Genomic DNA, 24,407 nt, shown 5'->3' on the forward strand with positions numbered 1-24,407 from the left:
CGTCATCGTTCATCGCGAGCAAGCTTTGCTCCCACAAAAGCTTTGCTCCTACAGGGCATAAAAAAACGCCGCTCATCTCACGATGGGCGGCGTTTTTCATTGCGTTGCAACGTTAGGCTTGAACGACCGGGATGTTGGCGTTCGCAGCAGCTTCACGGAACTCGGCGATCTGGTCGAAGGACAGGTAGCGGTAGACATCGGCCGCCATGCTGTCGATCTTGCCAGCGTATTCCATGTACTCCTCGACGGTCGGCAGGCGACCCAGGATGGAAGCCACGGACGCCAGCTCGGCCGAAGCCAGATAGACGTTCGCGCCGTCACCCAGACGGTTCGGGAAGTTACGGGTCGAAGTCGACACCACGGTCGAGTTCGGCTCTACACGTGCCTGGTTACCCATGCACAGCGAGCAGCCCGGCATTTCCATGCGCGCGCCAGCCTTGCCGTAGATGCCGTAGTAGCCTTCTTCGGTCAGCTGGTGAGCGTCCATCTTGGTCGGTGGCGACAGCCACAGACGGGTAGGCAGCTGACCCTTGACCTGATCCAGCAACTTGCCGGCAGCGCGGAAGTGACCGATGTTGGTCATGCAGGAACCGATGAACACTTCGTCGATCTTCTCGCCAGCAACGCTGGAGAGCAGGCGAGCGTCGTCCGGGTCGTTCGGCGCGCAGAGCACAGGCTCCTTGACGTCGGCCAGGTCGATCTCGATGACTTCGGCGTATTCCGCGTCGGCATCGGCTTCCATCAGCTCAGGGTTGGCGATCCAGGCTTCCATCGCTTGGGCGCGACGTTCCAGAGTACGTACATCGCCGTAGCCTTCGCCGATCATCCAGCGCAGCAGGGTGATGTTGGACTGCAGGTACTCGGTGATCGAGTCTTTCGACAGCTTGATGGTGCAACCGGCAGCCGAACGTTCGGCCGAGGCGTCGGACAGTTCGAAAGCCTGTTCGATGCTCAGGTTGTCCAGGCCTTCGATTTCCAGGATGCGGCCGGAGAAGGCGTTTTTCTTGCCTTTCTTCTCGACGGTCAACAGACCTTTCTGGATCGCGAAGTAAGGAATGGCATGAACCAGGTCACGCAGGGTGACGCCAGGTTGCATTTTGCCTTTGAAGCGCACCAGGATCGATTCCGGCATGTCCAGCGGCATCACGCCGGTGGCAGCGGCGAACGCTACCAGGCCGGAACCGGCCGGGAACGAAATGCCCATCGGGAAACGGGTGTGGGAGTCACCACCGGTACCGACGGTGTCTGGCAGCAGCATGCGGTTCAGCCACGAGTGGATGATGCCGTCGCCCGGACGCAGGGAAACGCCGCCACGGGTCATGATGAAGTCAGGCAGGGTGTGGTGGGTGGTCACGTCGATCGGCTTTGGATAAGCCGCGGTGTGGCAGAACGACTGCATCACCAGATCAGCGGAGAAGCCCAGGCACGCCAGGTCTTTCAGTTCGTCACGGGTCATTGGACCGGTGGTGTCCTGAGAGCCCACGGTGGTCATTTTCGGTTCGCAGTAGGTGCCAGGACGCACACCGGCTACGCCGCAAGCTTTACCAACCATTTTCTGCGCCAGGGTGAAACCCTTGGTGCTTTCAGCGGGAGCTTCAGGCTTCTTGAACAGGTCGAACGGAGGCAGACCCAGCTCGGCGCGGGCCTTCTCGGTCAGGCCACGGCCAATGATCAGCGGGATACGGCCGCCAGCACGTACTTCATCCAACAGGACCGGGGTCTTCATTTCGAAGGTGGTCAGGACTTCGTCGGTGCCGTGCTTGCAGACTTTGCCAGCATGCGGGTACAGGTCGATCACGTCGCCCATGTGCATGTTGGACACGTCGAATTCGATTGGCAGTGCGCCGGCATCTTCCATGGTGTTGTAGAAGATCGGAGCGATCTTGCTGCCGAAGCAGAAGCCGCCTGCACGCTTGTTCGGCACGTAAGGAACGTCGTCGCCGAAGAACCACAGCACCGAGTTGGTCGCCGATTTACGCGAAGAACCGGTACCGACCACGTCGCCAACGTAGGCGATCGGGAAGCCGGCGTTGCGCATTTCTTCGATCTGCTTCATCGGACCGGTGACGCCTTGTGCGTCAGGCACGATGCCGTCGCGAGCCATTTTCAGCATGGCCAGGGCGTGCAGCGGGATGTCCGGGCGGGACCAGGCATCGGGAGCAGGGGACAGGTCGTCGGTGTTGGTCTCGCCAGTCACCTTGAATACGCGCAGGCTGATCTTGTCGGCCAGGGTCGGGCGGTTCTTGAACCACTCGCCATCAGCCCAGGATTGCAGCACGCCTTGGGCGTGAGCGTTGCCTTTCTTGGCGCGTTCAGCAACGTCGTGGAAGGCATCGAACATCAGCAGGGTGTGCTTGAGTTCTTTGGCAGCTACTGGTGCCAGTTCGGCGTCGTCCAGCAGGTTTACCAGGGTCACGATGTTGTAGCCGCCCTGCATGGTGCCGAGCAGTTCAACAGCGCGCTTCTTGTCGATCAGGGGGGATTTGGCTTCGCCCTTGGCGATGGCGGACAGGAAGCCGGCCTTGACGTAGGCTGCTTCGTCCACTCCTGGCGGAACGCGATTGGTGATCAGGTCAACGAGGAATGCTTCTTCGCCAGCCGGGGGATTTTTCAGCAGCTCGACCAGGCCTGCAGTTTGTTCGGCGTTTAGCGGCTGGGGAACGATACCCAGTGCTGCGCGCTCTTCGATATGTTTGCGGTAGGCTTCAAGCACAGTTATTACCCTCATCAGTGGTCCCAAATGGGTGTCCGGGACGCTCATCCCGAAATTGCCGTACTCATGCGCTGCATGGCGTTGTGAGCCACTTAGCCAGAATTACCGACAATTCCTTACAGAAGCTGCTTTCAAAGTTTTACGCCTGCAGAACGGGAGCTGATGAGGGTTGGCGTTGGACTTTTCCCCGCTGGAAAAACCCCTCGCCAACACCGCTCTGAAGGAACGACTGTGCTCGTGACGCTTTGAAAACAGCTTCTAACGGACATTGGCGCCTAAAAAGGCAGGCTGATTCTACGGCAAAAAAAAATTAAAGGTAAGTCAGGTTTTATTGGACTTTGGTGGTGGCGGTCGCCAACCCCTGATTCACCCAAGGCCCTGAACTTTGAGGGGTGATCAATGGCGGACAAAGGGCTAACATGCCGGCCTGTTTTGCTTTTTCGTGTTCTGCCTGCCTATGCCCAATCAAACCATCAAGACTCCCTGTGTCGGCCTTTGCTCCACTGTTTACGGTGACCTGGTGTGCCGTGGCTGCAAGCGTTTCCACCATGAAGTGATTCACTGGAACGGTTACAACGAGGAAGAAAAGCGCGCGGTTTGGCTGCGCCTTGAGCAGCTGTTGTCCCAGGTGATGGCGGCCAAGGTGGAAATTTTCGATGCGTCGCTGCTCAGAACCCAGCTGGAGCAGCGCAAGATCCGTTTCGTGCCGCACCAGTCGGCTTATTGCTGGGCGTACCAGCTGATCGCTCGTGGGGCGCGGGTCATCAATAATCTGGAGGCCTACGGGATGGTGCTGCTGCCGGAGTTCCGCGACTGGAACCTGCCGGAATTGCGCGATGCCATCGATCGGGAGTTTTTCCTGCTCTCCGAGGCGCATTACCAGCGCTACATTGCGCCGGGTTTCCTCAAGGATGCGTTTGGCGGGTGAAAAGCTTCGCTGGCAAGCCAGCTCCTGTAGGAGCTGGCTTGCCAGCGAAGGCGATACATTTGGCGCCATCCACCTCAATGCTTGCCGGCCATCTCCTCCAGATGATCCTCAACTTCCTGCGGCTTGAGCACCAGCACATCGCTCTCCACCGCATCGAGCACCACTTCCGCTGTATTGCCGATCAACGTTCCCGAGAGACCACTGCGCGCTACGGTGCCGATCACCGTCACCGCCGCCTGCAGCTTGTGCACCATGTAGGGAATCAACACATCCGCCGGACCTTCCGCGATGTGCAGGTGTTCGTCATCGATGTCGAACTCGGCCTGGAACGCCTTGCACTGCTCGCGATAACGCGCCTCGATGGTTTCGCTGAGCTGGTAGGTCGGGTCGGGCGATGACAACATCGGCGACGGATGGGCGCTGATCACGTGTAACTGGGCCTTGGCCAGGCTGGCGATGTCATAGCCGTGATCGATGATGGTGTTATGCAAATGACGGTGTTCAAGGTCCTGGTTGCCCACATCAATGGCCGCCAGAATCACCTTGTCCTTCCACGAACCCGCGGTTTTCACCAGCAGCACCGGCGTCGGGCAGTGACGCAGCAATTTCCAGTCTGCCGGGGTCAACAGGGCTTTTTTCAGCGCACTGTCGGGGAAATGCTGCTTGATCACCAGGCCACAGCCTTCGGCCTGCTGCACATCGACGATGGTTTCCTGCAGGCTCTGGTTCCACGCCTGTTCGGTGGTGACGCTGTAACCGTCTTCCAGCAAAGCCGCCTTGAGCACGCTCAGCATGGCGCTGTGATCATGTTTGGGGTCGCACACCAGCAGGTGCAGGTGCGCCTGGGTGACGCCGGCAATCAATTTGGCCCGTTTGAGCGCCAGGCTTTCCGAGTGTTCGGGTTCGATGACCACCAGAATGCTGCGTATGGCTTGCATGAGCGGGATCTCCTGAAAATGAAACAGCGTGGCGTTGCACAACTATAGTTGCTGCCCGTCGCAAGCGGTGTTGATGCATATCAACGGTCGTTGACTGGTGGTCTGCCGGCAGGCCGGTATAATCGTCGCCCTTCGTTTTGAACCTTTTATCCCGTGGGCCCCATGATCCTTCCCGAAATTCACGAGTTTCTCGGCTGTCGCACCCCCGACGGCTGGGTCCAGGCCGCGCTGGCCGATCAGGAAACCCTGCTGATCGACCACAAGAATTGCGAATTCAAGGCCGCCAGCACGGCGTTGAGCCTGATTGCCAAATATCACTCCCACGTCGACCTGATCAACATGATGTCGCGGCTGGCCCGGGAGGAACTGGTGCACCACGAACAAGTCATGCGCCTGATGAAAAAGCGCAAGATCGCGCTGCGCCAGCTGTCCGCCGGGCGCTACGCCTCGGGGCTGCGCAAGGTGGTACGCAGTCACGAACCGGTAAAACTGGTGGATACCCTGGTGGTTGGCGCGTTCATCGAAGCCCGCAGTTGCGAGCGTTTCGAGGCGCTGGTGCCGCATCTGGACGAAGAACTGGGCAAGTTCTATTTCGGCTTGCTGAAGAGTGAGGCCCGGCATTTTCAGGGATATTTGAAACTGGCTTACCAGTACGGGGATGCCAAGGACATCGCCCAGGTAATCGACAGGGTCCGAGTCGCCGAGCAGGAATTGATCGAATCGCCGGATGTGGAGTTCCGTTTCCACAGCGGCATCCCGACTGTCGCCTGACCCTGTAGGAGCGAGCATGCTCGCTCCTACCGGCTCAAACCCAAGCGCTCATGCCATTGGGCGATGGACTCTTCGGGATAAGCATCAAACTGCCTATCGCCAGGCTGAATTTCGGCCTCGACCCAGGGTGCCTTGGAATCGAGCAACAAATGCGTGTGCTCCGGCGGCACCGGCAATGGCGTATCAATGGCCGAGGCGAATGGGTGAATCAGCTCCGGCCATTCGGGGCTGAACAGCCATAAACCCGAACCGCAAACCGAGCAGAAATGCCGTTCGGCGCTGCTGCGGTGGGCACGTGCCTCGCCTTCGCCCTTGAGCAGCGCATGGTAAATCGCAATGTTCTTGCGCCCGCGTACTTTCAGGCTGTTGGCGTCACCGGCAATGTTGATCGCATAACCGCCACCGCCCTGGGTCTTGCGGCAGATCGAGCAATAGCAGCGTTGATAGGGGTAGGGGTGGGCGCTGTTCAGGCTGAACGACACCGCGCCGCAATGGCAGGAGCCTTCGAGATGCATGGGGACCTCCAGTGGCTGAAGTGATCTGGTTTAGCCTAGAAGATAGGGGGCGACAGTGCTGACGTCATCGCTGGCAAGCCAGCTCCCACAGGTCTTGCGTCGAACACAAATGTTGCCGACGCAAAGTTCCTTGTGGGAGCTGGCTTGCCAGCGAAGAACGATAACGCGGTCTAACGCCCGGGCACCCGCCACAAATACCACGAAGCCACCGTCCGGTAAGGGCTCCACGCCAACCCGATCTCGATCATCTGCTTACGCGTCGGCTGTACCTCCAATCCCTTGAGCCGCCGATACCCTTCACGCACCCCAAAGTCATCGGCAGGCAGAATGTCCGGCCGCTCCAGGCTGTAGATCAACAACATCTCCACGGTCCAGCGCCCCACACCCCGCAGGGTGATCAGGCGCTCGATCAGTGCTTCATCATCCATCGCCAGCGCCGTGGTGTAATCCGGCACCACGCCGTCCAGCGCCGCCTGGGCGATGCCTTGAATGGTCGCGATCTTGCTGGCGGAAAAACCGCAAGCGCGCATTTGATCGAAGTCGGTGGCAACAATCTGTTCAGGTCGCGGAAACGAGACCGACGGGAACAACGCCAACAGGCGCCCGACGATCGCATCGCCCGCCTTGGCGTGCAGTTGCTGGTAGGCAATCGCCCGCACTAGCGATTCATAGGGATCGCGAGCGGCATGGGGCTCATGCAGGCACGGGCCGACGGCGGCGATATGCCGACGCCAGTCATCGTCTCGCGAGGACAAAAACTCGGTGGCTGCCTGGTATTTGTCGTGCATGGGATCAAGCTTTTCCGAACGGTTTCAACAGCGCGTTGATTTCGCCATAGGTCAGCGCCTTGATGTCGTGGCCGTCGAGTCTGCCGGTGCGCAGAAAGCTTTGGGTCAGTGAGGCCATGGCACCGTATAGAAACTCGGCGATGCCCGAGCCGGCGCTCAGGCGACGCACGCCAAGCCCTTGCAGCGCTTCTGGCGACGGCAGGCCGGGTAACCCAAGTACATTCAACGGCAGTGTCGTGCCTTGGCACAGCGCCTTGATCTCATACTCCGACGTGACGCCCGCCGCGAACAACCCGTTGGCACCGGCCGCTTGATACAGCGCGGCGCGCCGGAGGGTTTCCGCCACGCGGTCTTCGGCGGGCACCAGGCTCTTGAGGTACACATCGGTGCGTGCGTTGATAAACAGATTCACGTTGCGACGCTCGGCAATCTCCCGCACGGTTTCGATCTTGCGGGCGAGCAGTTCGGGCGCGGAGGCGCCGTCCTCGATATTGATCCCCACCGCGCCGGCGGCGATCACAGCGTCCACCACCTGTGCAACCCGAGCCAGGTCATCGGAGTAACCGGCCTCGATGTCCACGGTCAACGGCACCGAGATCACCCGGGCGATGGATTCGACCGTCGATACCAGGCGTTCAAGGGGCAGGGTGTTGCCATCCGGATAACCATGAACCCAGGCCACCGCCGCACTGCTGGTGGCCACCGCCTTGTTGCCAAGCTGCTCCACCAGCCGTGCCCCGGTGGCGTCGGCGACGTTGGTGAGGATCAGCAGGCCGTCCTGATGCAGTTGGTGAAATTGAGTGTCGAGCCTGTCCATCGAATTTCCTTCCTTATGAAAAACCTGGGTGGGATCAGAATGCGAGCTGCTCGGTGAGCTGTACTGCGGCGTTTTCCAGCCTGAGCAGAAACGCCTTGCGCGGTTGGCCTCCAGCGTAGCCGGTCAGCGAGCCGTCGGCACCGATCACACGGTGGCAGGGCACTACGATCGATAGGCGGTTATGACCGGTGGCCAGGCCCACTGCGCGGCTGGCGCCGGGCTTGCCCAGCAGGGTGGCGATGGCGCCGTAGGTGGTGGTCTGGCCGTAGGGGATTTTTGCCAGCTCGGCCCACACCTGGCGGGAGAACTCGCTACCGGGCATGTGCAGGGCAATGCTGAATTCAGTGCGAAGGCCTGCAAAATACTCGCTCAGTTGTTCTTCGATCTGTTGCAGATGCGCGTTATGCCCCGGCGCCACGGCATAACCAAAGCGGTTTTGCAGTGCTTCGACTTCCCGGTTCAACGAAGACTGATCGAGAAACTCCAGCAACACCAGACCACGCCTTTCGGCCATGGCGATCATCGGCCCCAGCGGCGTGGTCAATCGGGTGAACAGCAAGGGCTCGCTGTTGGCGGCGCGGCCCGGCGTGATGTGGAAGGACTTTTGAAACGCATCGCGAAAACCGCTCAGGGATTCGTAACCCGAATCGAACGCGGCACTGTCAATTGAGTCGCCTTGTTTGATGCCGCGCAGCGCCATGCCCAGGCGCCGGGTGCGCAGCCAGGCGTGGAAGGTCATGCCGAAATGTTGCTTGAACCAGCGCCGCAATTTCAGCGGCTCGATGCCTTCGGCCAGCAGTTGAGCGTCGGTCCAGCGTTGTTCGGGATCGTTGTCCACCGCCTTGAGCAATCGCTGCACCCAGTCCGGGGCGCTGTCCGCGGCAGCCAGCGGCTTGCAGCGCAGGCAGGCACGGTAGCCGGCGGACAGGCATTGATCGGCATGGGCGAAAAACTCGACGTTCTCCGGCTTCGGCTTGCGCGCCGTGCAGCTGGGGCGACAGAAGATCCCGGTGGTTTTCACCGCCGTAAAAAACACCCCCTCGTAGGCGGTGTCGCGTTCGAGCATGGCGCGAACCATCTCGGCGTGGGGCGGAAGCAGCGTGTGTTGTAGGTTCATGGACGCAGCATAGAACGGGGCAGTGACGGCCTCCACCGGAAAATCGACAGGGAATTTCCGTCATCCACTTTAAGACGCCATGTGGGAGCGAGCCTGCTCGCGAAGGCGCCAGCACATCCAACATTGAAGTGACTGACACTGCGCCATCGCGAGCAGGCTCGCTCCCACCGTAGATGTAAGTGCGTCAGCTACGGATCGACCATAAATGACAATCATGCCTCTGAAACCCCGGAGCACTAAGCGCGACGCGGTGCTTCAACAGGCGGGGTGCCGTCGTGAAACATGGTCTTCAGTTGAGCACGCAGTTCCGGTGAGTCGGTGTGTTTGTGAACACTGACTGCATGCTGTGCGGCGGCCTCGAGCAGTTCGTTTTCAGAGTCTGCGGACAGCGCTACCGAGCATTGTGTATCACTCGGGAACTCGCGGCAGTCGATGTATTTACGCGCCATGATGTTCTCCTCCCTACGATGAAGGCAGGCCGTAACCTGCGTGAGCGATCGCTCGACGCGTTACATCAAACACGATTGCATGCCACATCGAGTGTGCCGACTCTTGAAGTATAGGTCTGTCCGGTAAACACCCTGGTTCAATGTGGGTCAGGCCCGTCGGGCCATCAGCAATACGGACGCTGCTGCCGATAAGAGGCCGGCGCAGCAGCGATTAAACATCCGCTTGCCCGACGGCTTGGCGAACCAGCGGCGCATGTGCAGGCCCATGTAGGCATAGGCCGCGATAGCGATCCATTCCAACACCAGGAACAGCGCGCCCAACACCGCGAATTGCGGCGTGATGGCCCGGGTCGAGTCGACGAATTGCGGCAGGAACGCGGTGAAGATCAGGATCGCTTTCGGGTTGCCCGCCGCCACCAGAAATTCCTGCCGGGCCAATGCCAGCATCCCCACCGGTTCACCCATCACGGTGTTCTCCACGCCAGGTTCAGCGCGCCACAGCTGCCAGGCGAGATAGAACAGGTAGGCCGCCCCGAGTATCTTGATCCCGTAGAACAATAACTCCGAGGTTTGCAGCACTACCGCCAGGCCCGCCGAGGCGAGGGCGATCATCCCGGCGAACGCCAGCAACCGGCCGATCCCGGCCACACAGGCGGTACGGTAGCCGTAGCGGGTGGAATTGCTGACTGACAACAGGTTGTTCGGGCCTGGCGCCATGTTCAGCGCAAAGCAGGCCGGCAGGAAAAGTGTGAGGGTGGCGAGGTCCATGGGCGGGCTCCTGTAACGAGAGCCGTATTTTTAACACGCCGGTCAGGTGGAGCGCCCCGTACAGTCATGACGGCAAGCGCCATAGCAGTAGCTAGCGGGCGAATTTTTTCGCCCCGGCCACGCACACAATCACCGCCACGGTCACCCCGAGCATGCCGAGGCTGACCTGTTCGTGCAGCAGGGTCGCCGCCAGCGCCAGGCCAAAAAACGGTTGCAGCAGTTGCAGTTGGCCGACGGCGGCGATTCCGCCCTGGGCCAGCCCGCGATACCAGAACACAAAACCGATCAGCATGCTGAACAGCGACACGTAAGCCAGGCTGGACCAGGCGGGTGTGCTGATGCCGCTGAAAGACACCGGCATCCGCCACCACGTCAGTGCAGCCATGACCGGCAACGCCAGCACCAGCGCCCAGGAAATCACCTGCCAGCCGCCGAGCGTGCGCGACAGCTTTGCCCCTTCGGCATAACCCAGGCCACAGGCCAGGATCGCCAGCAGCATCAGGATGTCGCCTTGAGGTGAAGCGGTCAGGCCTTGGGCAACGGCGAAGCCGACGACCAGCAGGCTGCCCAGCACCGAGAAAATCCAGAACACCGGCCGAGGGCGTTCACCTCCACGCAAAACACCGAATACCGCGGTCGCGAGCGGCAGCAGGCCGACGAACACGATGGAGTGCGCGGAGGTCACGTACTGCAACGCCAGTGCGGTCAGCAGTGGAAAACCCACCACGACACCCAAGGCGACGATGGCCAGGGGCACCAGTTGATTGCGCGCAGGACGTTTTTCCTTGAACAACAGCAGCAGGCACAGCGCCAGAAGCGCTGCGATGGTCGCGCGGGCCACCGTGAGGAAGACCGGATCGAATTCCATCACGGCCATTCGTGTCGCCGGCAGTGAGCCGCTGAAAATCACCACACCGATCAGGCCGTTGATCCAGCCGCTCGTGCTGCTGTCCAGCGCGCGGTCTTGCAGATTTGATGTCCGTTCCATTTCGCTCACGCTCATTGTTGGGTTGCGTGAATCCATCCTATGACCGACTATCGATACAATCAAAAAATTGTCATGGATACATCTCGACATGCCTCGTTCCCGCTATAAATCACTGGTGGATGCCTTCGCCGCTGACATCCGCTCGGGTCGTTTGCCGCCCGGCACACGGCTGCCGACGCATCGGCAATTGGCTACTGAGCACGGACTGGCGCTGGTCACTGCCAGCCGGGTTTACGCCGAGCTTGAAAGCATGGGCCTGATCAGCGGCGAAACCGGGCGCGGGACCTTTGTCCGGGAAACATCACTGCCGCCCGGGCAGGGTATTTCCCAGTCCGTGGTGGCGGCGGGGATGATCGACCTCAACTTCAACTACCCGTCGTTGCCCGGCCAGGCGGATCTGTTGCGCCATGCCCTGCGCCAGCTTGCGTTGTCCGGCGACCTGGAATCGCACCTGCGCTACCAGCCCCACGCAGGGCGTCTGCATGAGCGGGCTTCGATGGCACGCCACCTGGTTGAGCGCGGGCTGAATGTTCCGGCCGAGCAGGTGTTGATCGTCAGTGGCGCCCAGCATGGCCTGGCGGTGGTGATGATGACGCTGCTCAAGCCCGGCGATGTCATCGCCGCCGATGCCTTGACCTATCCGGGTTTCAAGACGCTGGCCGAAACGCTGCATCTTGAAGTCTTGCCCATTCCAGTCACCGACCAAGGGCCGGATTTGCCGGCCCTGGAACAACTCTGCCAGCGTCGTTCCGTGCGGGCCGTCTATTCGATGCCGACCCTGCACAATCCCTTGGGTTGGGTGATGGACGCCGATCAACGCGGGCAATTGGTGGCGATTGCACGACAGCATGACCTGACGATCATCGAGGACGCGGCCTACGCGTTTCTGGCCGAAAACCCGCCGCCACCGCTGGCTGAGATGGCGCCGGAAAGAACGGTGTACGTGTCCGGTTTATCCAAGAATGTCGCCACCGGGTTGCGCGTCGGTTTCGTGGCCGCCCCCGCGCAATGGATCGCAGGTTTCGAGCGTACGATCATGGCGACCACCTGGAACACCCCCGGCGTGATGACCGCCATTGCTACGGCCTGGCTCGACGACGGTACCGTGAGCAAGCTGGAGGCGCACAAACGTGCGGACGCGCAGGCCCGGCAAGCCTTGGCGCGCGAGGTACTGGCAGGGCTCAGGACGATCAGCCACCCGTCTTCGTACTTCATCTGGTTGCCTTTGGCGCAAGAGGCGCGGGCGGACCAGATCGCCATGGCGTTGATGCGCGAGCAGGTGTCGGTGTCGCCCGCCGAACCCTTTTCGATTACCCCCCATGTACCCCATGCCATTCGCCTGGCGCTGGGCTCGGTGGACATGGACTCGCTGCGCGAAGCGCTGGTGAAAGTGAAGCGGGTGGTCGGCTTTTACTCATAGTGTTCGCGCAGGGCAGTTTTCTTCAATACGTGCACCCGAGGGCTCTTTACCTTGAAGCCTGGTTCAACTGACAGGAAGAAGGTGTGCGATGAGTCTGATGATGTCCATGGCGGCGTTTGCGCTGGTCGCTTCGATAACGCCAGGGCCGGTGAATATCGTGGCGTTGAGTTCGGGGGCGCGCTTCGGCTTTCGCGCCAGTCAGCGGCATGTGGCCGGGGCGACCCTGGGGTTTGTGTTGCTGCTGGTGCTGATGGGGTTGGGGCTGCATGAGTTGTTGCAGCGTTGGCCGGCCATGACCCAGATGGTGCAGTGGGCTGGGGTGGCGTTCCTTTTGTACATGGCGTTCAAACTGGCGGGCGACAATGGGCACCTTGAGGCGAAGGACGCTGATCGTGCGCCGTCGATGCTGTATGGCGCCGTCATGCAATGGCTCAACCCGAAAGCCTGGCTGGCCTGCGTGGCCGGCATGGGCGCGTTCGTCGCCGATGGCGAGGCGCGGCTGGTGTGGCAGTTCGCGGCGGTGTACCTGGTGATCTGCTACCTGTCGGTCGGTTGCTGGGCGTATGCCGGGACGTTTTTGCGCGGGTATCTGAACAATCCGGCAGGGATGCGCTGGTTCAATCGGGGCATGGCATTGTTGCTGGCGGGGAGTGCCCTGTATCTGTTGATCCAGTAGATGTAGGAGCCGGCTTGCTGGCGATGGCGGTGTATCAATCAAAATGAATGGCGGCTGACACACCGCTTTCGCCAGCAAGCCGGCTCCTACAGGGATGCGCTTCAGCCGCGATACTGGCCTGGCGTCGCCGCCAAATGCTGTTTGAACGCCCGTTGAAAATGCGCCTGATCGGCAAATCCCGCTTCCAGCGCCACATCGGCGATCAGCTTGCCGTTGCGCAGTTGCTCCCGGGCGAACTGGATGCGTCGGTTGACCAGGAAGGCGTGGGGCGTCATGCCGTAATGCTGCTTGAAGGCGCGGATCAGGTAGGACGGCGACAATTGTGCCGCGTCGCAAATGTCCTCGAGTTTGAGCATGTGCGTGCAGTGTTCGCGGATAAAATCGGCGGCGCGCTCCAGCTTGAAATTGGGCTCGCGCAGTGGTTGATCGACCGGATTCAGCCGTAGCTGCACCTCGGTGAAAAACTCCACCGCTGCGCTGTGCTTGCGCAGGACGTCCTGCTGCGGATCAATCAATACGTCATACAAGCCCTGCAAGCCGTCAAACAGATCGGCGTCCGAGGTGTGGGTGACGGCGAAGCGGCGAAACGCCGGGTCCTCGCTGAAGCCGAGCTGATGCTGCAAGTCGGTGAGCCACAGGGTATCGACATACATCATCAGGTAAGACCAGGGCTGGTTGTCAATCGGATTGCAGGCGTGGACATCGCCGGGGTTCATCAACACCACGGTGCCGGCACTGACCTCGAACCGCGATTGCTCGTGCACATAGGTGCTGCGCCCGGCAGTGATCGCACCGATGGAAAAATGCTCATGGGCATGCCGGGTGTAACAGACCTCGCGTCCGTCGGCGATGGAGCGCGCCTCGATGAAGGGCAGGGCGTCGTCGCGCCAAAAGCGCGGGGCCTTGTCTGTGTCCTTGGGCTTGGCGAGCGTCATGGTCGGTCCTCGGCAGATCAGCCCCGGAGTGTATTAGCTCTCGCCGTCAAAGGCTCGCTTGAGTGCGGCGATATCAAGTTTTTTCATTTGCAGCATCGCTTCCATGGCGCGTTGGGATTTGTGCGTGTCGGGGTCTTTTATCATGTCCATCAGTTGCACCGGAACAACTTGCCACGACATTCCAAACTTGTCTTTGAGCCAGCCGCATTGCTGAGCCTGCGGGACACCGCCAGCCGACAGGGCTCCCCAGAAATGGTCGACTTCGTCCTGGGTCTGGCAATTGACCTGAAAGGAAATCGCCTCGCTGAACTTGAACATCGGACCACCGTTCAGGCCGGTGAAACTCTGCCCGTCGAGTTCGAAGCTGACCGTCATCACCGAACCTTCGGGCCGTCCGTGGAACTCGAAACCGGCGTGGCCATAGTGGGTGGTGGCAGTGATTTTCGAATGGTCGAAGATCGAACAGTAGAACTTTGCCGCTTCTTCGGCCTGATCGTCGAACCACAGGCAGGGCGTAAGTTTTTGAACGCGTTGCATGACGGGTCTCCTTCGCAGGTTTTTCCATGCTGGATTATCAGCGTAGTCAGCCTCTGCTCGTCTGGTCGTGCCGTAGATCGACAAATGTCCCAAAACGCCCCCTGTAGGAGCTGGCTTGCCAGCGATGGTCGTCAACGATTACGCGTATCCACAGGTTAGCCCTGTCGCTCCTGGGTTCTTCGCTGGCAAGCCAGCTCCTACAGGGTTGTGTCAATATGACTGCGATATGAGTCGAAAAGACTCTTTTTGTAGTGAGTCATTATGACTTGATCTGTCTCAACTGCCTGATTCGTATGGGGTAAATACCTGGCACGACCCTTGATGCATCAAACGTACAACTGAACGGCTACAGGAGTACGGAAAAATGTTCCATTTCTTCAGCAACCCTCAGAACGTTTTACACCTCTCAAGCCGGGTGCTCGGTATCGGCTTGGCGATGCTGCTGGCAGGGATCTACGGTGCTTACCTCTATGACGGTCACCTGTCGATCCTCGCCCTGGTTTCGCTGCATGCCATGACCATTGTCGGGCCGACCTTGCTGAAAATCGGCTACGTCATGCGCTTGCTGGCCCAACACCGGTTGAGCAAACCGCTGGCCGGGGCGCTGGCCTGATGCGCAAATTGGTCGCGGCGCCTGTCTTCAGTCTCGGTTTTCGTCCGTTTTTTCTGGCCGGGGCCACGTTCGCTGCGCTGGCGGTGGCGATCTGGGTCTTGTGGCTGTATGGCCGTTTGCCCGGCGCGCAGCCGGTGGGCGGCATGCTCGCCTGGCACCGGCACGAAATGCCGTTCGGCTTCGCCGTGGCAATCATCGCCGGGTTCCTGCTGACGGCGGTGCCGAACTGGACCGGGCGACCGGGGCTCAAGGGCTGGCCGTTGATCGGGCTGGTGCTGGTCTGGCTGCTGGCGCGACTGGCCTGGCTGCTGCCGATTTCCCCGGGGTTTTTGCTTCTCTTGCAGCTGCCTTTTCTGCCACTGCTGGCCTTGGTGCTGGGCCGCGACTTGATCGCCGCCGGCAAGCGCGACAACTATCCGATTCTGCTGATGGTCATGCTGCTGGCCGGGTGCCAGGCCATGACGGTGGCGGGCCTTTCGACCGACGACGCCGGGCTGCAACGGCGTGGTGTCCTGGCGGCCTTGTGGTTGGTGGGCGCCATGATGAGTGTGATTGGCGGGCGCGTGATTCCGTTTTTCATCCAGCGCGGCCTGAATCGGCCGGTGCAGCCTGCGGGAAGTCCATGGCCGAACCGGATTCTGTTGATGAGCGGTTTGCTTGCAGCACTGACATTTGCCCTCGGCTTGCAGGACATTCCCAGGCTTTGGCTGGCGGCGTTGTTCGTGCTGATGGGCGCTTTGCACTTGCTGCGCCTGTGGCGCTGGCACGATCGAGGCCTGTGGCGCGTGCCGTTGCTGTGGTCGCTGTATCTGTCCTACGCCTGGCTGGCGGTGGCGGTTTTCGCCATGGCGCTGTGGCACGCAGGCTGGATGACGCAACAGAGCCTGGTCACCCATTCATTGGCGGTGGGCGGTGTGGGTGGTCTGATTCTGGCGATGATTGCCCGGGTCAGCCTCGGTCATACCGGGCGCCCGTTGCAGCCGTCGAAAGCGATCGTGGCGGGGTTTGCCCTGATGCTGATGGCCGGGCTGTCGCGGGTGCTGCTGGTGCCGTTTTCCGGGTACGGGCTGGCGCTGTCAGCATTGCTTTGGTGCATGGCGTTGGGACTGTTTCTGCTGCGTTATACCGATATTTTGCTCAAGCCGAGGGTGTAGGAGCGAGCTTGCTCGCGATGGTCGTCAACGATAACGCTGGGCGCCTGACACCCCGCGGGGGGGGGGGCAGGTTTTTCGCGAGCAAGCTCGCTCCTACAAGGTGGGGAGGGTGACCGGTGGTCGATAGAGTTCGGCCTGCGGGGCAAATTGGACTTAGCTGAAGGGATAACCCGAGGCGCGCGCAGGTCGTTGACGGCTACAGCGACGCCCCCTTCAGAACAGCCTGAGTCTGAGGACCTTCGCAAATGTTGACCCTCAATATCAATGGCAAGGACCAGGAACTGGATGTCCCCGCGGACATGCCTTTGCTCTGGGTCCTGCGTGACGTCGCGCACCTGACCGGGACCAAGTTCGGTTGCGGCATGGCTCAATGCGGTGCCTGCACCGTGCACATCGACGGCGCGCCATTGCGCTCCTGTATCACGCCCGCCACAGCCGTGGCCCATGGGCAGAAAATCCTCACCATCGAAGGCTTGTCGATTGACGGTTCGCACCCGGTGCAGCAAGCCTGGGCCGAACTCGATGTGGTCCAGTGCGGTTATTGCCAGTCCGGGCAGATCATGTCGGCGGCGGCGTTGCTGGCGAAGATCCCGCAACCGACCGACAGTGATATCGATCAGGCGCTGTCGGGCAATATCTGCCGCTGTGGCACCTATTCAAGAATCCGCGCCGCGGTCAAGCGCGCCGCCGAGCTGAGTTGAGGTGGTCATGAACAGCCTCCCTCCGCTCTCGCGTCGTGGTTTTCTCAAGGGCAGTGCCGTGCTGGGCGGCGGGCTGGTGGTGGCGTTCGTCATCCCCGGTGCCCATCGCTTTGCCATGGGCGCCGAGAACCAGGGCAACGTGTTCGCCCCCAATGCCTTCCTGCGCATCGGCAATGACAACAGCGTCACCGTGTTGCTCGGCCATTCGGAAATGGGGCAGGGCATCTGGACCGGCCTGACCATGTTGATTGCCGAAGAACTGGACGCCGACTGGTCGAAAATTCGCGTCGAACATTCCCCGGCCTCCGCCAAGGACTATGGTCTGGCCGGATTCGGCGGCATGCAGATCACTGGCGGCTCGACCTCGACCTGGATGGAGTTCGATCGCTATCGCCAGGCCGGTGCGGCGGCGCGGTTGATGTTGATCGAGGCCGCGGCCAAGCGCTTCAATGTCGCGCCTTCCACGATTTCCACCGAATCGGGTGTAGTGATTGCTGGCGACCAGCGCGCCACCTACGGCGAACTGGCCGATGACGCCGGCAAGCTGCCGGTGCCGGATCCGGCATCGATCAAGCTCAAGGATGCGAAAGACTGGACGATCATCGGCAAACCCACCAAGCGCCTGGACACGCCGGAGAAAATCACCGGTCGCGCCAAATTCGGCATGGATGTGCAGTTCGATGGCCTGATGACGGCGATGGTCGCCCGTTCGCCGGTGTTCGGCGGCAGCGTCAAATCCTTTGAAGGCGCTGAGGCGCTGGCGATTCCAGGCGTGCACAAAGTGGTGCAGGTGCCGACCGGTGTGGCAGTGATCGCCGATCATTACTGGGCGGCAAAACTGGGGCGCGATGCGCTGAAGGTTGAATGGGACCTGGGGCCGAACACTGGGCTGGACAGTCAGAAACTGCTGGAGGACTTTCGCAAACTCGCCGCCACACCCGGCCTCCCGGCGAGTCAGGCAGGCGATGCCAAGGCGGCGTTGGCCAAGGCAGCCAAGACCCTCGACGTCGAGTACAGCGTGCCTTATCTGGCCCACGCGCCGATGGAACCGCTCAATTGCACGGTGAAAATCACCCAGGATAAATGCGAGATTTGGACCGGCACGCAGTTCCAGACCCTGGACCAGATGATCGCCGGGAAAATCACCGGACTCAAACCCGAGCAGGTCGAAATCCACACCGAGTTCCTCGGCGGCGGATTCGGCCGGCGGGCCAACCCGACCTCGGACTTTGTCGCCGAAGCGGTGCAGGTCGCCAAGGCGGCGGGTGCGCCGGTGAAAACCGTGTGGGCGCGGGAGGATGACATCCGTGGCGGCTACTACCGCTCGGCATTCCTGCATCAGGCGCAAGTGGGGCTTGGGGCTGACGGCCTGCCGATGGCGTGGAAGCATGTACTGGTCGGGCAATCGATCATGGCCGGCACCTCGCTCGAAGCGGCCATGGTCAAGAACGGCATCGACAAGACGTCGGTCGAGGGCGTGGCCGATAGCCCGTATCTCGAAGGTCTGGCCAACCATCAGGTTGACCTGCATTCGCCGAAAACCGGCATCAGCGTGCTGTGGCTGCGGTCGGTGGGGCATACCCACACCGCCTTTGTCATGGAATCGCTGATCGATGAGCTGGCCACAGCCGCGGGCAAGGACCCGGTGGAGTACCGGCGGACCTTGCTCAAGGACCATCCGCGGCACCTTGGCGTGTTGAACCTGGCGGTGGAGAAGGCCAACTGGAAGGCGCCGTTGGCGGACGGCCATGCCCTGGGCGTGGCGGTGCATGAGTCGTTCGGCAGCTACGTGGCCCACGTCGCCGAAGTGTCCCAGGACAATTTGGCGATCCGTGTGCATCGGGTGGTGTGCGCGGTGGACTGCGGGATTGCGGTCAACCCGCAGAGCATCGCGGCGCAGATGGAGTCGTGCATCGCCTTCGGCCTGAGCTTCACCTTGCACAGCAAGCTGACGATCAAGGACGGACACGTGGTGCAATCCAACTACCACGATTACCAGGTGCTGCGGCTCAACGAGATGCCGGTGGTTGAAGTGCATATCCTGCCCAGCAGCGAAAAACCCGGTGGCATCGGTGAGGCCGGTGTGCCACCCACGGCGCCGGCAGTGGCCAACGCGGTGTTCGCCCTGACTGGGCAACGTCTGCGGGAGCTGCCGCTGCAACTGTCGGGGGTGTGAGATGAAACGACATCATTGGGTACTTGGCGGCTTGCTCCTGCTTTGCCTTTTCATCTATGCAACGGAGCTTTTCGCTGATGACAAGGAGGCACTGAAGGCCTTCGATACGGTGCAGAAAGTCTTCCAGAGCCCCCGCTGCCAGAATTGCCATATTCCCGGCGATTCACCGTTGCAGTTCGATGCTGGAACGCCCCACGCCATGAATGTGGTTCGTGGCCTGGACGGCAAAGGCGCGGCGGGTTTGCCCTGCGCCACTTGCCATGCCGAAACCAATCCACCGGCCAGTTACGGTCCCAAGGCACCACCCGGTGCCCCCCATTGGAGCCTGCCGCCGGCGGCGCACAAAATGGCCTGGATCGGCCTGCCGCCCGACAAGCTGTGCAGCATGATCAAGGACCGCGCGAGCAATGGCGACCGGGATTTCGCGGCGCTGATCAAACACGTCAGCGAGGACAAGCTGGTGCTCTGGGGCTGGAATCCGGGCGGTAATCGCACGCCGGTGCCGGTTGCGCACGATATTTTTGTCACCCAGTTCAAGCTCTGGGCTGAGGCAGGAGGGCCTTGCCCGGTGCTGGGTACTTGACCATCGGTCAATGAACACGGAGTCAAACCGATATCGAGGACTCTAAAGAACATACCCTCCATGGGAGTATGTGATGCTGATCTCAGGCAAACCGCACACAACAGGTGTATGTGCAGGGACGCCACAGCAGGAGCGTGAGCTGCTGCGCGATCTTGCACGCAAGGCTGAGCAAGAGCTGATCGGGGTGCAGATGGCGAGTATGGATGAACTGACGCTACTGCCCAATCGGCACGGTTTCCTGGCGCTGGCCCAACTGGGACTGGAGGCCTGCGGGCAACTGGGTCGACCGGCGACGCTGCTGTTTTTCAACCTGGATGACTTCAAGCGTATCAACTATCTGTTTGGCCGCACCGAGGGCGATCACGCGCTGAAGACCTTCGCCGATGTGCTGAGCATCGGATTTCGGGAAAGTGACGTGATTGGCCGCCTGGAAGGCGCTACCTTCGTCGCCTTGCTCACCGGCTCTTGCGGCGTGGATGTCACGGCCATCAAGGCCCGGCTGGAGGAAATGCTGGATGAGCGCAATACCATGGCCCATCGCGGGTATGGCATTGGTTTCAGCATTGGGCAGATCGAGTATGACCCTACGGTTCATGGCTCGGTTGAAGAACTGTTGGTTGAGGCTGAAAAGGCGCTGGGCCGGTAGAGGCGGGCTGTATTGACGGGCCTCATCGCGAGCAGGCTCGCTCCTACAGTTGATCTGCTGTGAACGCAAATCCACTGTAGGAGCGAGCCTGCTCGCGAAGGCGTCTTCATAGGCGCCGCCTATTTGGCAAACAATTGCCCGATATCCTTGAACGCCTTGAACTCCAGTGCATTCCCGCACGGATCGAACAGAAACATCGTCGCCTGTTCGCCAACCTGTCCCTCAAAGCGAATCCCCGGTTCGATCACGAACCGCGTCTCCAGCGACTTCAGCCGCTGCGCCAGCGCCTCCCATTCCGCCATCCCCAGCACCACGCCGAAGTGCGGTACCGGGACGTCATGGCCGTCCACCGCATTGGTATGAGCAGCCTCTTGCGAGGCGTTTTTCGGCGCCAGGTGAATCACCAGTTGATGGCCGAAAAAGTTGAAATCGACCCAATGATCGCTGGAACGGCCTTCTTCCAGACCAAACACGCTGCCATAAAAGTGCCGCGCGGCGGGCAGGTCATACACCGGAATGGCCAAGTGAAAAGGAGAGAGTTGCATCAGGTGAGCCTCGGTCATGGAGAGTTGAGTGTAGGCGCTGGCTTGCCAGCGAAAACGGCATTCCACTGACTGAACTTTTAACCCTGAAATACCGGCTCCTGCAATGGATTGCGCCCGCACTGGAATCGCAGGCACAAAAAAACCCGCCAAAGAGGCGGGTTTTTTAGTGGCTAACCGAAGATCACTCTTCGAGGTTGCCCATGGCCGTGGTGTTGAAGCCACCGTCCACGTACATGATTTCACCGCTGATGCCCGACGCCAGGTCCGAGCACAGGAAGGCGCCGGCGTTGCCGACTTCTTCGATGGTGACGTTGCGACGCAGCGGGGTTTGCGCTTCGTTGGCCGCCAGCATCTTGCGGAAGTTCTTGATGCCGGAAGCGGCGAGGGTGCGGATCGGGCCAGCCGATACGCAGTTGACGCGAGTGCCGTCCGGGCCCAGGGAGCCGGCCAGGTAGCGTACGCCCGCTTCCAGGGAAGCCTTGGCCATGCCCATCACGTTGTAGTTCGGCATGGTGCGCTCGGCGCCCAGGTACGACAGGGTCAGCAGGCTGCCGTTGCGGCCTTTCATCATTTCGCGACCGGCCTTGGCCAGGGCCACGAAGCTGTAGGCGCTGATGTCGTGAGCGATGCGGAAACCTTCACGGGTGGTGGCTTCGGTGAAGTCGCCGTCCAGTTGGTCGCCCGGGGCGAAGCCGACGGAGTGCACGATGCAATCCAGGCCGTCCCACTTCTTGCTCAGCTCTTCGAAGACCTTGGCGATTTCCGCGTCGCTGGCCACGTCGCACGGGAAGCACAGCTCAGGGCTCGAACCCCAGCCTTGTGCGAACTCTTCGACACGACCCTTGAGTTTGTCGTTCTGATAAGTGAAGGCAAGCTCAGCGCCCTCGCGATGCATGGCGGCAGCGATGCCGGATGCGATGGACAGCTTGCTGGCGACACCGACGATCAGTACGCGCTTACCGGCGAGAAAACCCATGTGTTGCTCCTCTCTTTCAGGTTATTGCGCAGTGTCCGGAGCCAGGAAAGCGGCTTCCAGCAACTGCTGTGTATACGGATGTTGGGGGGCGGCAAAAATGCTTTGCGCGTCCCCCTGTTCGACCACTTGACCATGCTTGACCACCATCAGCTGGTGGCTCAGCGCTTTGACGACAGCCAGGTCATGGCTGATAAACAGATACGTCAGGTTGTACTTGGTTTGCAGTGAACGCAGCAGCTCCACCACTTGGCGTTGTACGGTCCGGTCGAGGGCCGAAGTCGGCTCGTCCAGCAGAATCAACGCCGGTTTTAACACTAATGCCCGGGCAATGGCGATTCTCTGCCGTTGCCCACCGGAAAATTCGTGGGGGTAGCGGTGCCGGGTGTCCGGGTCCAGACCTACCTCCTTGAGTGCAGCAATTATCGCTTGTTCCTGTTCCGCTTCGGTGCCGATCTTGTGAATCCGCAGGCCTTCGCCGACGATCTGGCTCACGCACATCCGTGGGCTCAGGCTGCCGAACGGGTCCTGAAACACCACCTGCATCTCCCGCCGCAGTGGCCTGACTTGCTGCTGCGTCAGGCAGTCTAGCTGCTTGCCTTCAAAACGGATCGCACCTTTGCTGCCGATCAGGCGCAAGATTGCCAGACCCAGCGTCGACTTGCCGGAACCGCTTTCGCCAACAATCCCCAGGGTCTGGCCCTGGGGCAGGCTGAAATTGATGCCGTCCACCGCCTTGACGTGATCCACCGTGCGCTTGAGCAGGCCTTTCTTGATCGGAAACCAGACTTTCAAGTCCTCGACCGCCAGCAAGGGCGGGCCGATCACGTTGCTCGCAGGCTTCCCGCCGGGCTCCGCTGCCAGCAGGATCCGAGTGTACGGATGCTGCGGCGCGCGGAACAACTCTTCGCACGATGCCTGTTCGACGATGCAACCGCGCTGCATGACACATACACGATGCGCAATTCTTCGTACCAGGTTCAAATCGTGACTGATCAGTAGCAGCGCCATACCCAGGCGGGCCTGTAATTCTTTGAGCAATTCGAGGATTTTCAGCTGGACGGTCACGTCCAGCGCGGTGGTCGGCTCATCCGCGATGAGCAATTCCGGCTCGTTGGCCAACGCCATGGCAATCATCACCCGCTGGCGCTGACCACCGGACAACTCGTGGGGCAAGGCCTTGAGGCGTTTCTCCGGCTCTGGAATGCCGACCATTTCCAGCAGTTCCAGGGTGCGTTTGGTCGCCACTTTGCCAACCAGACCCTTGTGGATGCCCAGCACTTCATTGATCTGCTTCTCGATCGAGTGCAGCGGATTGAGCGAGGTCATCGGCTCCTGGAAGATCATCGCGATCCGGTTGCCGCGGATATGGCGAATGGTTTTTTCTTTCAGGTTCAGCAGGTTTTGTCCGGAATATTCGATGGTGCCCGAAGGGTGTCGGGCGAGCGGGTAGGGCAGCAGGCGCAGGATCGAGTGAGCGGTTACCGACTTGCCGGAACCGCTTTCGCCCACCAACGCCAGAGTTTCGCCGCGCTTGATGTCGAAGCTGACATTCTCCACGACACGCTGGCAATGTTCGCCGACAACAAATTCGACGGCGAGGTCGCGCACTTCGATCAGATTTTCCTGATTCATTTCACTTCCTCGGGTCGAAGGCATCGCGAGCGGACTCGCCGATGAACACCAGCAGGCTCAACATCAGCGCCAGCACAGCAAACGCGCTCATGCCCAGCCACGGCGCCTGCAGGTTGGATTTGCCCTGGGCCACCAGTTCACCGAGCGACGGGCTGCCTGCCGGTAAGCCGAAGCCGAGGAAATCCAGGGCGGTCAGGGTGCCGATGGCGCCGGTCAGGATGAACGGCATGAAGGTCATGGTCGAGACCATGGCGTTGGGCAGGATGTGGCGGAACATGATCGCGCCATTCTGCATGCCCAGCGCCCGGGCCGCACGCACGTATTCCAGGTTGCGGCCGCGCAGGAACTCGGCACGGACCACGTCCACCAGGCTCATCCAGGAAAACAGCAGCATGATCCCCAGCAGCCACCAGAAGTTCGGCTGGACGAAACTGGCGAGGATGATCAGCAGGTACAGCACCGGCAAACCGGACCAGATCTCCAGGAACCGCTGCCCGGCAAGATCCACCCAGCCGCCATAGAACCCCTGCAACGCGCCGGCGATCACGCCGACGATCGAGCTGAGAAGGGTCAGTGTCAGGGCGAACAGCACCGAAATGCGGAAGCCGTAGATCACCCGGGCCAGCACGTCGCGGCCCTGGTCATCGGTGCCCAGCAGATTGTCCACTGACGGCGGCGCGGGGGCGGGGACTTTCAGGTCGTAGTTGATGCTCTGGTAGCTGAACGGAATCGGCGCCCACAGCACCCAGGCATCCTTGGCCTTGAGCAGTTCGCGGATATAAGGGCTCTTGTAATTGGCCTCCAGCGGGAACTCGCCGCCGAAGGTGGTTTCCGGATAGCGCTTGAGTGCCGGGAAATACCAGCCGTTGTCGTAGTGCACCACCAGCGGCTTGTCGTTGGCGATCAACTCGGCGCCAAGGCTGGCGCCGAACAGGACCAGAAACAGCCACAACGACCACCAACCTCGCTTGTTGGCCTTGAACAGTTCGAAGCGGCGACGATTGAGAGGGGACAGGTTCAT

25 protein-coding genes are annotated in these 24,407 nt (G+C 60.8%); 10 read left to right on the forward strand and 15 right to left on the reverse strand.

What is annotated here, in order from left to right; genetic code table 11:
- Positions 1-112: 112 nt before the first annotated feature.
- Positions 113-2,713 (reverse strand): bifunctional aconitate hydratase 2/2-methylisocitrate dehydratase, encoded by a 2,601-nt coding sequence (gene acnB / locus GPL81_RS19230; RefSeq protein WP_160108053.1) that lies wholly within the window; start codon positions 2,711-2,713, stop codon positions 113-115.
- 457 nt (positions 2,714-3,170) lie between these two features.
- Between acnB and GPL81_RS19235 the strand changes: the two genes are divergently transcribed.
- Positions 3,171-3,641: a DUF1289 domain-containing protein gene (locus GPL81_RS19235; protein WP_096510965.1), complete on the forward strand. Its 471-nt coding sequence runs from the start codon at positions 3,171-3,173 to the stop codon at positions 3,639-3,641.
- Positions 3,642-3,715: 74 nt separating this feature from the next.
- On the opposite strand, the gene GPL81_RS19240 is transcribed toward GPL81_RS19235, so the two are convergent.
- Positions 3,716-4,579, reverse strand: coding sequence for a universal stress protein (locus tag GPL81_RS19240; protein ID WP_160107990.1), 864 nt, complete (start codon positions 4,577-4,579; stop codon positions 3,716-3,718).
- A gap of 162 nt (positions 4,580-4,741) precedes the next feature.
- Between GPL81_RS19240 and GPL81_RS19245 the strand changes: the two genes are divergently transcribed.
- Entirely contained in the window at positions 4,742-5,350 is a 609-nt protein-coding gene (locus GPL81_RS19245; RefSeq protein WP_160107991.1) for a MiaE family protein, read from the forward strand.
- Between the two features lie 26 nt (positions 5,351-5,376).
- Here GPL81_RS19245 and GPL81_RS19250 read toward each other — a convergent pair whose 3' ends face one another.
- The 7 genes from GPL81_RS19250 to GPL81_RS19280 form a co-directional block, all read right to left on the reverse strand.
- Positions 5,377-5,865: a GFA family protein gene (locus GPL81_RS19250; protein WP_160107992.1), complete on the reverse strand. Its 489-nt coding sequence runs from the start codon at positions 5,863-5,865 to the stop codon at positions 5,377-5,379.
- A gap of 170 nt (positions 5,866-6,035) precedes the next feature.
- The gene (locus GPL81_RS19255; protein ID WP_160107993.1) at positions 6,036-6,653 is read right to left on the reverse strand and encodes a DNA-3-methyladenine glycosylase family protein; all 618 of its coding nucleotides are present in this window, start codon (positions 6,651-6,653) and stop codon (positions 6,036-6,038) included.
- 4 nt (positions 6,654-6,657) lie between these two features.
- Entirely contained in the window at positions 6,658-7,470 is an 813-nt protein-coding gene (locus GPL81_RS19260; RefSeq protein WP_160107994.1) for an isocitrate lyase/PEP mutase family protein, read from the reverse strand.
- A gap of 34 nt (positions 7,471-7,504) precedes the next feature.
- Positions 7,505-8,587, reverse strand: coding sequence for a bifunctional transcriptional activator/DNA repair enzyme AdaA (locus tag GPL81_RS19265; RefSeq protein ID WP_160107995.1), 1,083 nt, complete (start codon positions 8,585-8,587; stop codon positions 7,505-7,507).
- 236 nt (positions 8,588-8,823) lie between these two features.
- Positions 8,824-9,036, reverse strand: a complete 213-nt coding sequence (locus tag GPL81_RS19270) for a DUF1059 domain-containing protein (protein WP_160107996.1) — start codon at positions 9,034-9,036, stop codon at positions 8,824-8,826.
- A 147-nt stretch (positions 9,037-9,183) separates the two neighbouring features.
- Positions 9,184-9,804: a LysE family translocator gene (locus GPL81_RS19275; RefSeq protein ID WP_160107997.1), complete on the reverse strand. Its 621-nt coding sequence runs from the start codon at positions 9,802-9,804 to the stop codon at positions 9,184-9,186.
- Positions 9,805-9,895: 91 nt separating this feature from the next.
- Positions 9,896-10,792, reverse strand: a complete 897-nt coding sequence (locus GPL81_RS19280; RefSeq protein ID WP_160107998.1) for a DMT family transporter — start codon at positions 10,790-10,792, stop codon at positions 9,896-9,898.
- A gap of 88 nt (positions 10,793-10,880) precedes the next feature.
- Here GPL81_RS19280 and GPL81_RS19285 point away from each other — a divergent pair, with 88 nt between their 5' ends.
- Together GPL81_RS19285 and GPL81_RS19290 are read left to right on the forward strand one after the other, a co-directional pair.
- On the forward strand, positions 10,881-12,212 hold the full coding sequence (locus GPL81_RS19285; protein ID WP_160107999.1) for an aminotransferase-like domain-containing protein: 1,332 nt from the start codon (positions 10,881-10,883) through the stop codon (positions 12,210-12,212).
- An 88-nt stretch (positions 12,213-12,300) separates the two neighbouring features.
- The gene (locus GPL81_RS19290) at positions 12,301-12,888 is read left to right on the forward strand and encodes a LysE family translocator (protein ID WP_160108000.1); all 588 of its coding nucleotides are present in this window, start codon (positions 12,301-12,303) and stop codon (positions 12,886-12,888) included.
- A 101-nt stretch (positions 12,889-12,989) separates the two neighbouring features.
- Here GPL81_RS19290 and GPL81_RS19295 read toward each other — a convergent pair whose 3' ends face one another.
- Entirely contained in the window at positions 12,990-13,823 is an 834-nt protein-coding gene (locus GPL81_RS19295) for a helix-turn-helix transcriptional regulator (RefSeq protein WP_160108001.1), read from the reverse strand.
- Between the two features lie 33 nt (positions 13,824-13,856).
- Complete coding sequence (locus GPL81_RS19300; RefSeq protein WP_160108002.1) at positions 13,857-14,360, reverse strand: VOC family protein; 504 nt, start codon at positions 14,358-14,360, stop codon at positions 13,857-13,859.
- Between the two features lie 364 nt (positions 14,361-14,724).
- Between GPL81_RS19300 and GPL81_RS19305 the strand changes: the two genes are divergently transcribed.
- The 6 genes from GPL81_RS19305 (at position 14,725) to GPL81_RS19330 (ending at position 20,233) form a co-directional block, all read left to right on the forward strand.
- Positions 14,725-14,973, forward strand: coding sequence for a transmembrane sensor/regulator PpyR (locus GPL81_RS19305; protein WP_160108003.1), 249 nt, complete (start codon positions 14,725-14,727; stop codon positions 14,971-14,973).
- Positions 14,973-16,127 (forward strand): NnrS family protein, encoded by a 1,155-nt coding sequence (locus GPL81_RS19310; protein WP_160108004.1) that lies wholly within the window; start codon positions 14,973-14,975, stop codon positions 16,125-16,127. The genes GPL81_RS19305 and GPL81_RS19310 overlap by 1 nt, the downstream gene beginning before the upstream one ends.
- 245 nt (positions 16,128-16,372) lie before the next feature.
- A complete protein-coding gene (locus GPL81_RS19315; RefSeq protein ID WP_096510999.1) occupies positions 16,373-16,828 on the forward strand; it encodes a (2Fe-2S)-binding protein in 456 nt (151 codons plus the stop codon).
- Positions 16,829-16,835: 7 nt separating this feature from the next.
- On the forward strand, positions 16,836-19,004 hold the full coding sequence (locus GPL81_RS19320; protein ID WP_160108005.1) for a xanthine dehydrogenase family protein molybdopterin-binding subunit: 2,169 nt from the start codon (positions 16,836-16,838) through the stop codon (positions 19,002-19,004).
- A 1-nt stretch (position 19,005) separates the two neighbouring features.
- Positions 19,006-19,587 (forward strand): hypothetical protein, encoded by a 582-nt coding sequence (locus tag GPL81_RS19325; RefSeq protein ID WP_160108006.1) that lies wholly within the window; start codon positions 19,006-19,008, stop codon positions 19,585-19,587.
- 73 nt (positions 19,588-19,660) lie between these two features.
- Positions 19,661-20,233: a GGDEF domain-containing protein gene (locus GPL81_RS19330; RefSeq protein ID WP_160108007.1), complete on the forward strand. Its 573-nt coding sequence runs from the start codon at positions 19,661-19,663 to the stop codon at positions 20,231-20,233.
- Between the two features lie 119 nt (positions 20,234-20,352).
- Here GPL81_RS19330 and GPL81_RS19335 read toward each other — a convergent pair whose 3' ends face one another.
- The 4 genes from GPL81_RS19335 to GPL81_RS19350 form a co-directional block, all read right to left on the reverse strand.
- Complete coding sequence (locus GPL81_RS19335) at positions 20,353-20,778, reverse strand: VOC family protein (protein ID WP_160108008.1); 426 nt, start codon at positions 20,776-20,778, stop codon at positions 20,353-20,355.
- Between the two features lie 181 nt (positions 20,779-20,959).
- Positions 20,960-21,754: an enoyl-ACP reductase FabI gene (fabI, locus tag GPL81_RS19340; protein WP_020799278.1), complete on the reverse strand. Its 795-nt coding sequence runs from the start codon at positions 21,752-21,754 to the stop codon at positions 20,960-20,962.
- A 21-nt stretch (positions 21,755-21,775) separates the two neighbouring features.
- Positions 21,776-23,386 carry an ABC transporter ATP-binding protein gene (locus GPL81_RS19345; protein ID WP_160108009.1) on the reverse strand — a complete coding sequence of 537 codons (1,611 nt, stop codon included), beginning with the start codon at positions 23,384-23,386 and terminating at the stop codon, positions 21,776-21,778.
- Between the two features lies 1 nt (position 23,387).
- Entirely contained in the window at positions 23,388-24,407 is a 1,020-nt protein-coding gene (locus GPL81_RS19350) for an ABC transporter permease (protein ID WP_160108010.1), read from the reverse strand.

Origin of the sequence: Pseudomonas izuensis (assembly GCF_009861505.1) — a bacterium.
GTDB lineage: Bacteria > Pseudomonadota > Gammaproteobacteria > Pseudomonadales > Pseudomonadaceae > Aquipseudomonas > Aquipseudomonas izuensis.

Coding starts and splice junctions, on each gene's coding strand:
- GPL81_RS19295 (WP_160108001.1), bottom strand. CDS start 13,823: ATGACGCTCGCCAAGCCCAAGGACACAGACAAGGCCCCGCGCTTTTGG.
- GPL81_RS19330 (WP_160108007.1), top strand. CDS start 19,661: ATGCTGATCTCAGGCAAACCGCACACAACAGGTGTATGTGCAGGGACG.
- GPL81_RS19240 (WP_160107990.1), bottom strand. CDS start 4,579: ATGCAAGCCATACGCAGCATTCTGGTGGTCATCGAACCCGAACACTCG.
- GPL81_RS19280 (WP_160107998.1), bottom strand. CDS start 10,792: ATGGAACGGACATCAAATCTGCAAGACCGCGCGCTGGACAGCAGCACG.
- GPL81_RS19325 (WP_160108006.1), top strand. CDS start 19,006: ATGAAACGACATCATTGGGTACTTGGCGGCTTGCTCCTGCTTTGCCTT.
- GPL81_RS19260 (WP_160107994.1), bottom strand. CDS start 7,470: ATGGACAGGCTCGACACTCAATTTCACCAACTGCATCAGGACGGCCTG.
- GPL81_RS19300 (WP_160108002.1), bottom strand. CDS start 14,360: ATGCAACGCGTTCAAAAACTTACGCCCTGCCTGTGGTTCGACGATCAG.
- GPL81_RS19335 (WP_160108008.1), bottom strand. CDS start 20,778: ATGCAACTCTCTCCTTTTCACTTGGCCATTCCGGTGTATGACCTGCCC.
- GPL81_RS19275 (WP_160107997.1), bottom strand. CDS start 9,804: ATGGACCTCGCCACCCTCACACTTTTCCTGCCGGCCTGCTTTGCGCTG.
- GPL81_RS19255 (WP_160107993.1), bottom strand. CDS start 6,653: ATGCACGACAAATACCAGGCAGCCACCGAGTTTTTGTCCTCGCGAGAC.
- GPL81_RS19245 (WP_160107991.1), top strand. CDS start 4,742: ATGATCCTTCCCGAAATTCACGAGTTTCTCGGCTGTCGCACCCCCGAC.
- GPL81_RS19265 (WP_160107995.1), bottom strand. CDS start 8,587: ATGAACCTACAACACACGCTGCTTCCGCCCCACGCCGAGATGGTTCGC.
- GPL81_RS19350 (WP_160108010.1), bottom strand. CDS start 24,407: ATGAACCTGTCCCCTCTCAATCGTCGCCGCTTCGAACTGTTCAAGGCC.
- GPL81_RS19305 (WP_160108003.1), top strand. CDS start 14,725: ATGTTCCATTTCTTCAGCAACCCTCAGAACGTTTTACACCTCTCAAGC.
- GPL81_RS19310 (WP_160108004.1), top strand. CDS start 14,973: ATGCGCAAATTGGTCGCGGCGCCTGTCTTCAGTCTCGGTTTTCGTCCG.
- GPL81_RS19290 (WP_160108000.1), top strand. CDS start 12,301: ATGAGTCTGATGATGTCCATGGCGGCGTTTGCGCTGGTCGCTTCGATA.
- GPL81_RS19315 (WP_096510999.1), top strand. CDS start 16,373: ATGTTGACCCTCAATATCAATGGCAAGGACCAGGAACTGGATGTCCCC.
- GPL81_RS19345 (WP_160108009.1), bottom strand. CDS start 23,386: ATGAATCAGGAAAATCTGATCGAAGTGCGCGACCTCGCCGTCGAATTT.
- GPL81_RS19235 (WP_096510965.1), top strand. CDS start 3,171: ATGCCCAATCAAACCATCAAGACTCCCTGTGTCGGCCTTTGCTCCACT.
- GPL81_RS19270 (WP_160107996.1), bottom strand. CDS start 9,036: ATGGCGCGTAAATACATCGACTGCCGCGAGTTCCCGAGTGATACACAA.
- GPL81_RS19285 (WP_160107999.1), top strand. CDS start 10,881: ATGCCTCGTTCCCGCTATAAATCACTGGTGGATGCCTTCGCCGCTGAC.
- GPL81_RS19250 (WP_160107992.1), bottom strand. CDS start 5,865: ATGCATCTCGAAGGCTCCTGCCATTGCGGCGCGGTGTCGTTCAGCCTG.
- GPL81_RS19320 (WP_160108005.1), top strand. CDS start 16,836: ATGAACAGCCTCCCTCCGCTCTCGCGTCGTGGTTTTCTCAAGGGCAGT.
- fabI (WP_020799278.1), bottom strand. CDS start 21,754: ATGGGTTTTCTCGCCGGTAAGCGCGTACTGATCGTCGGTGTCGCCAGC.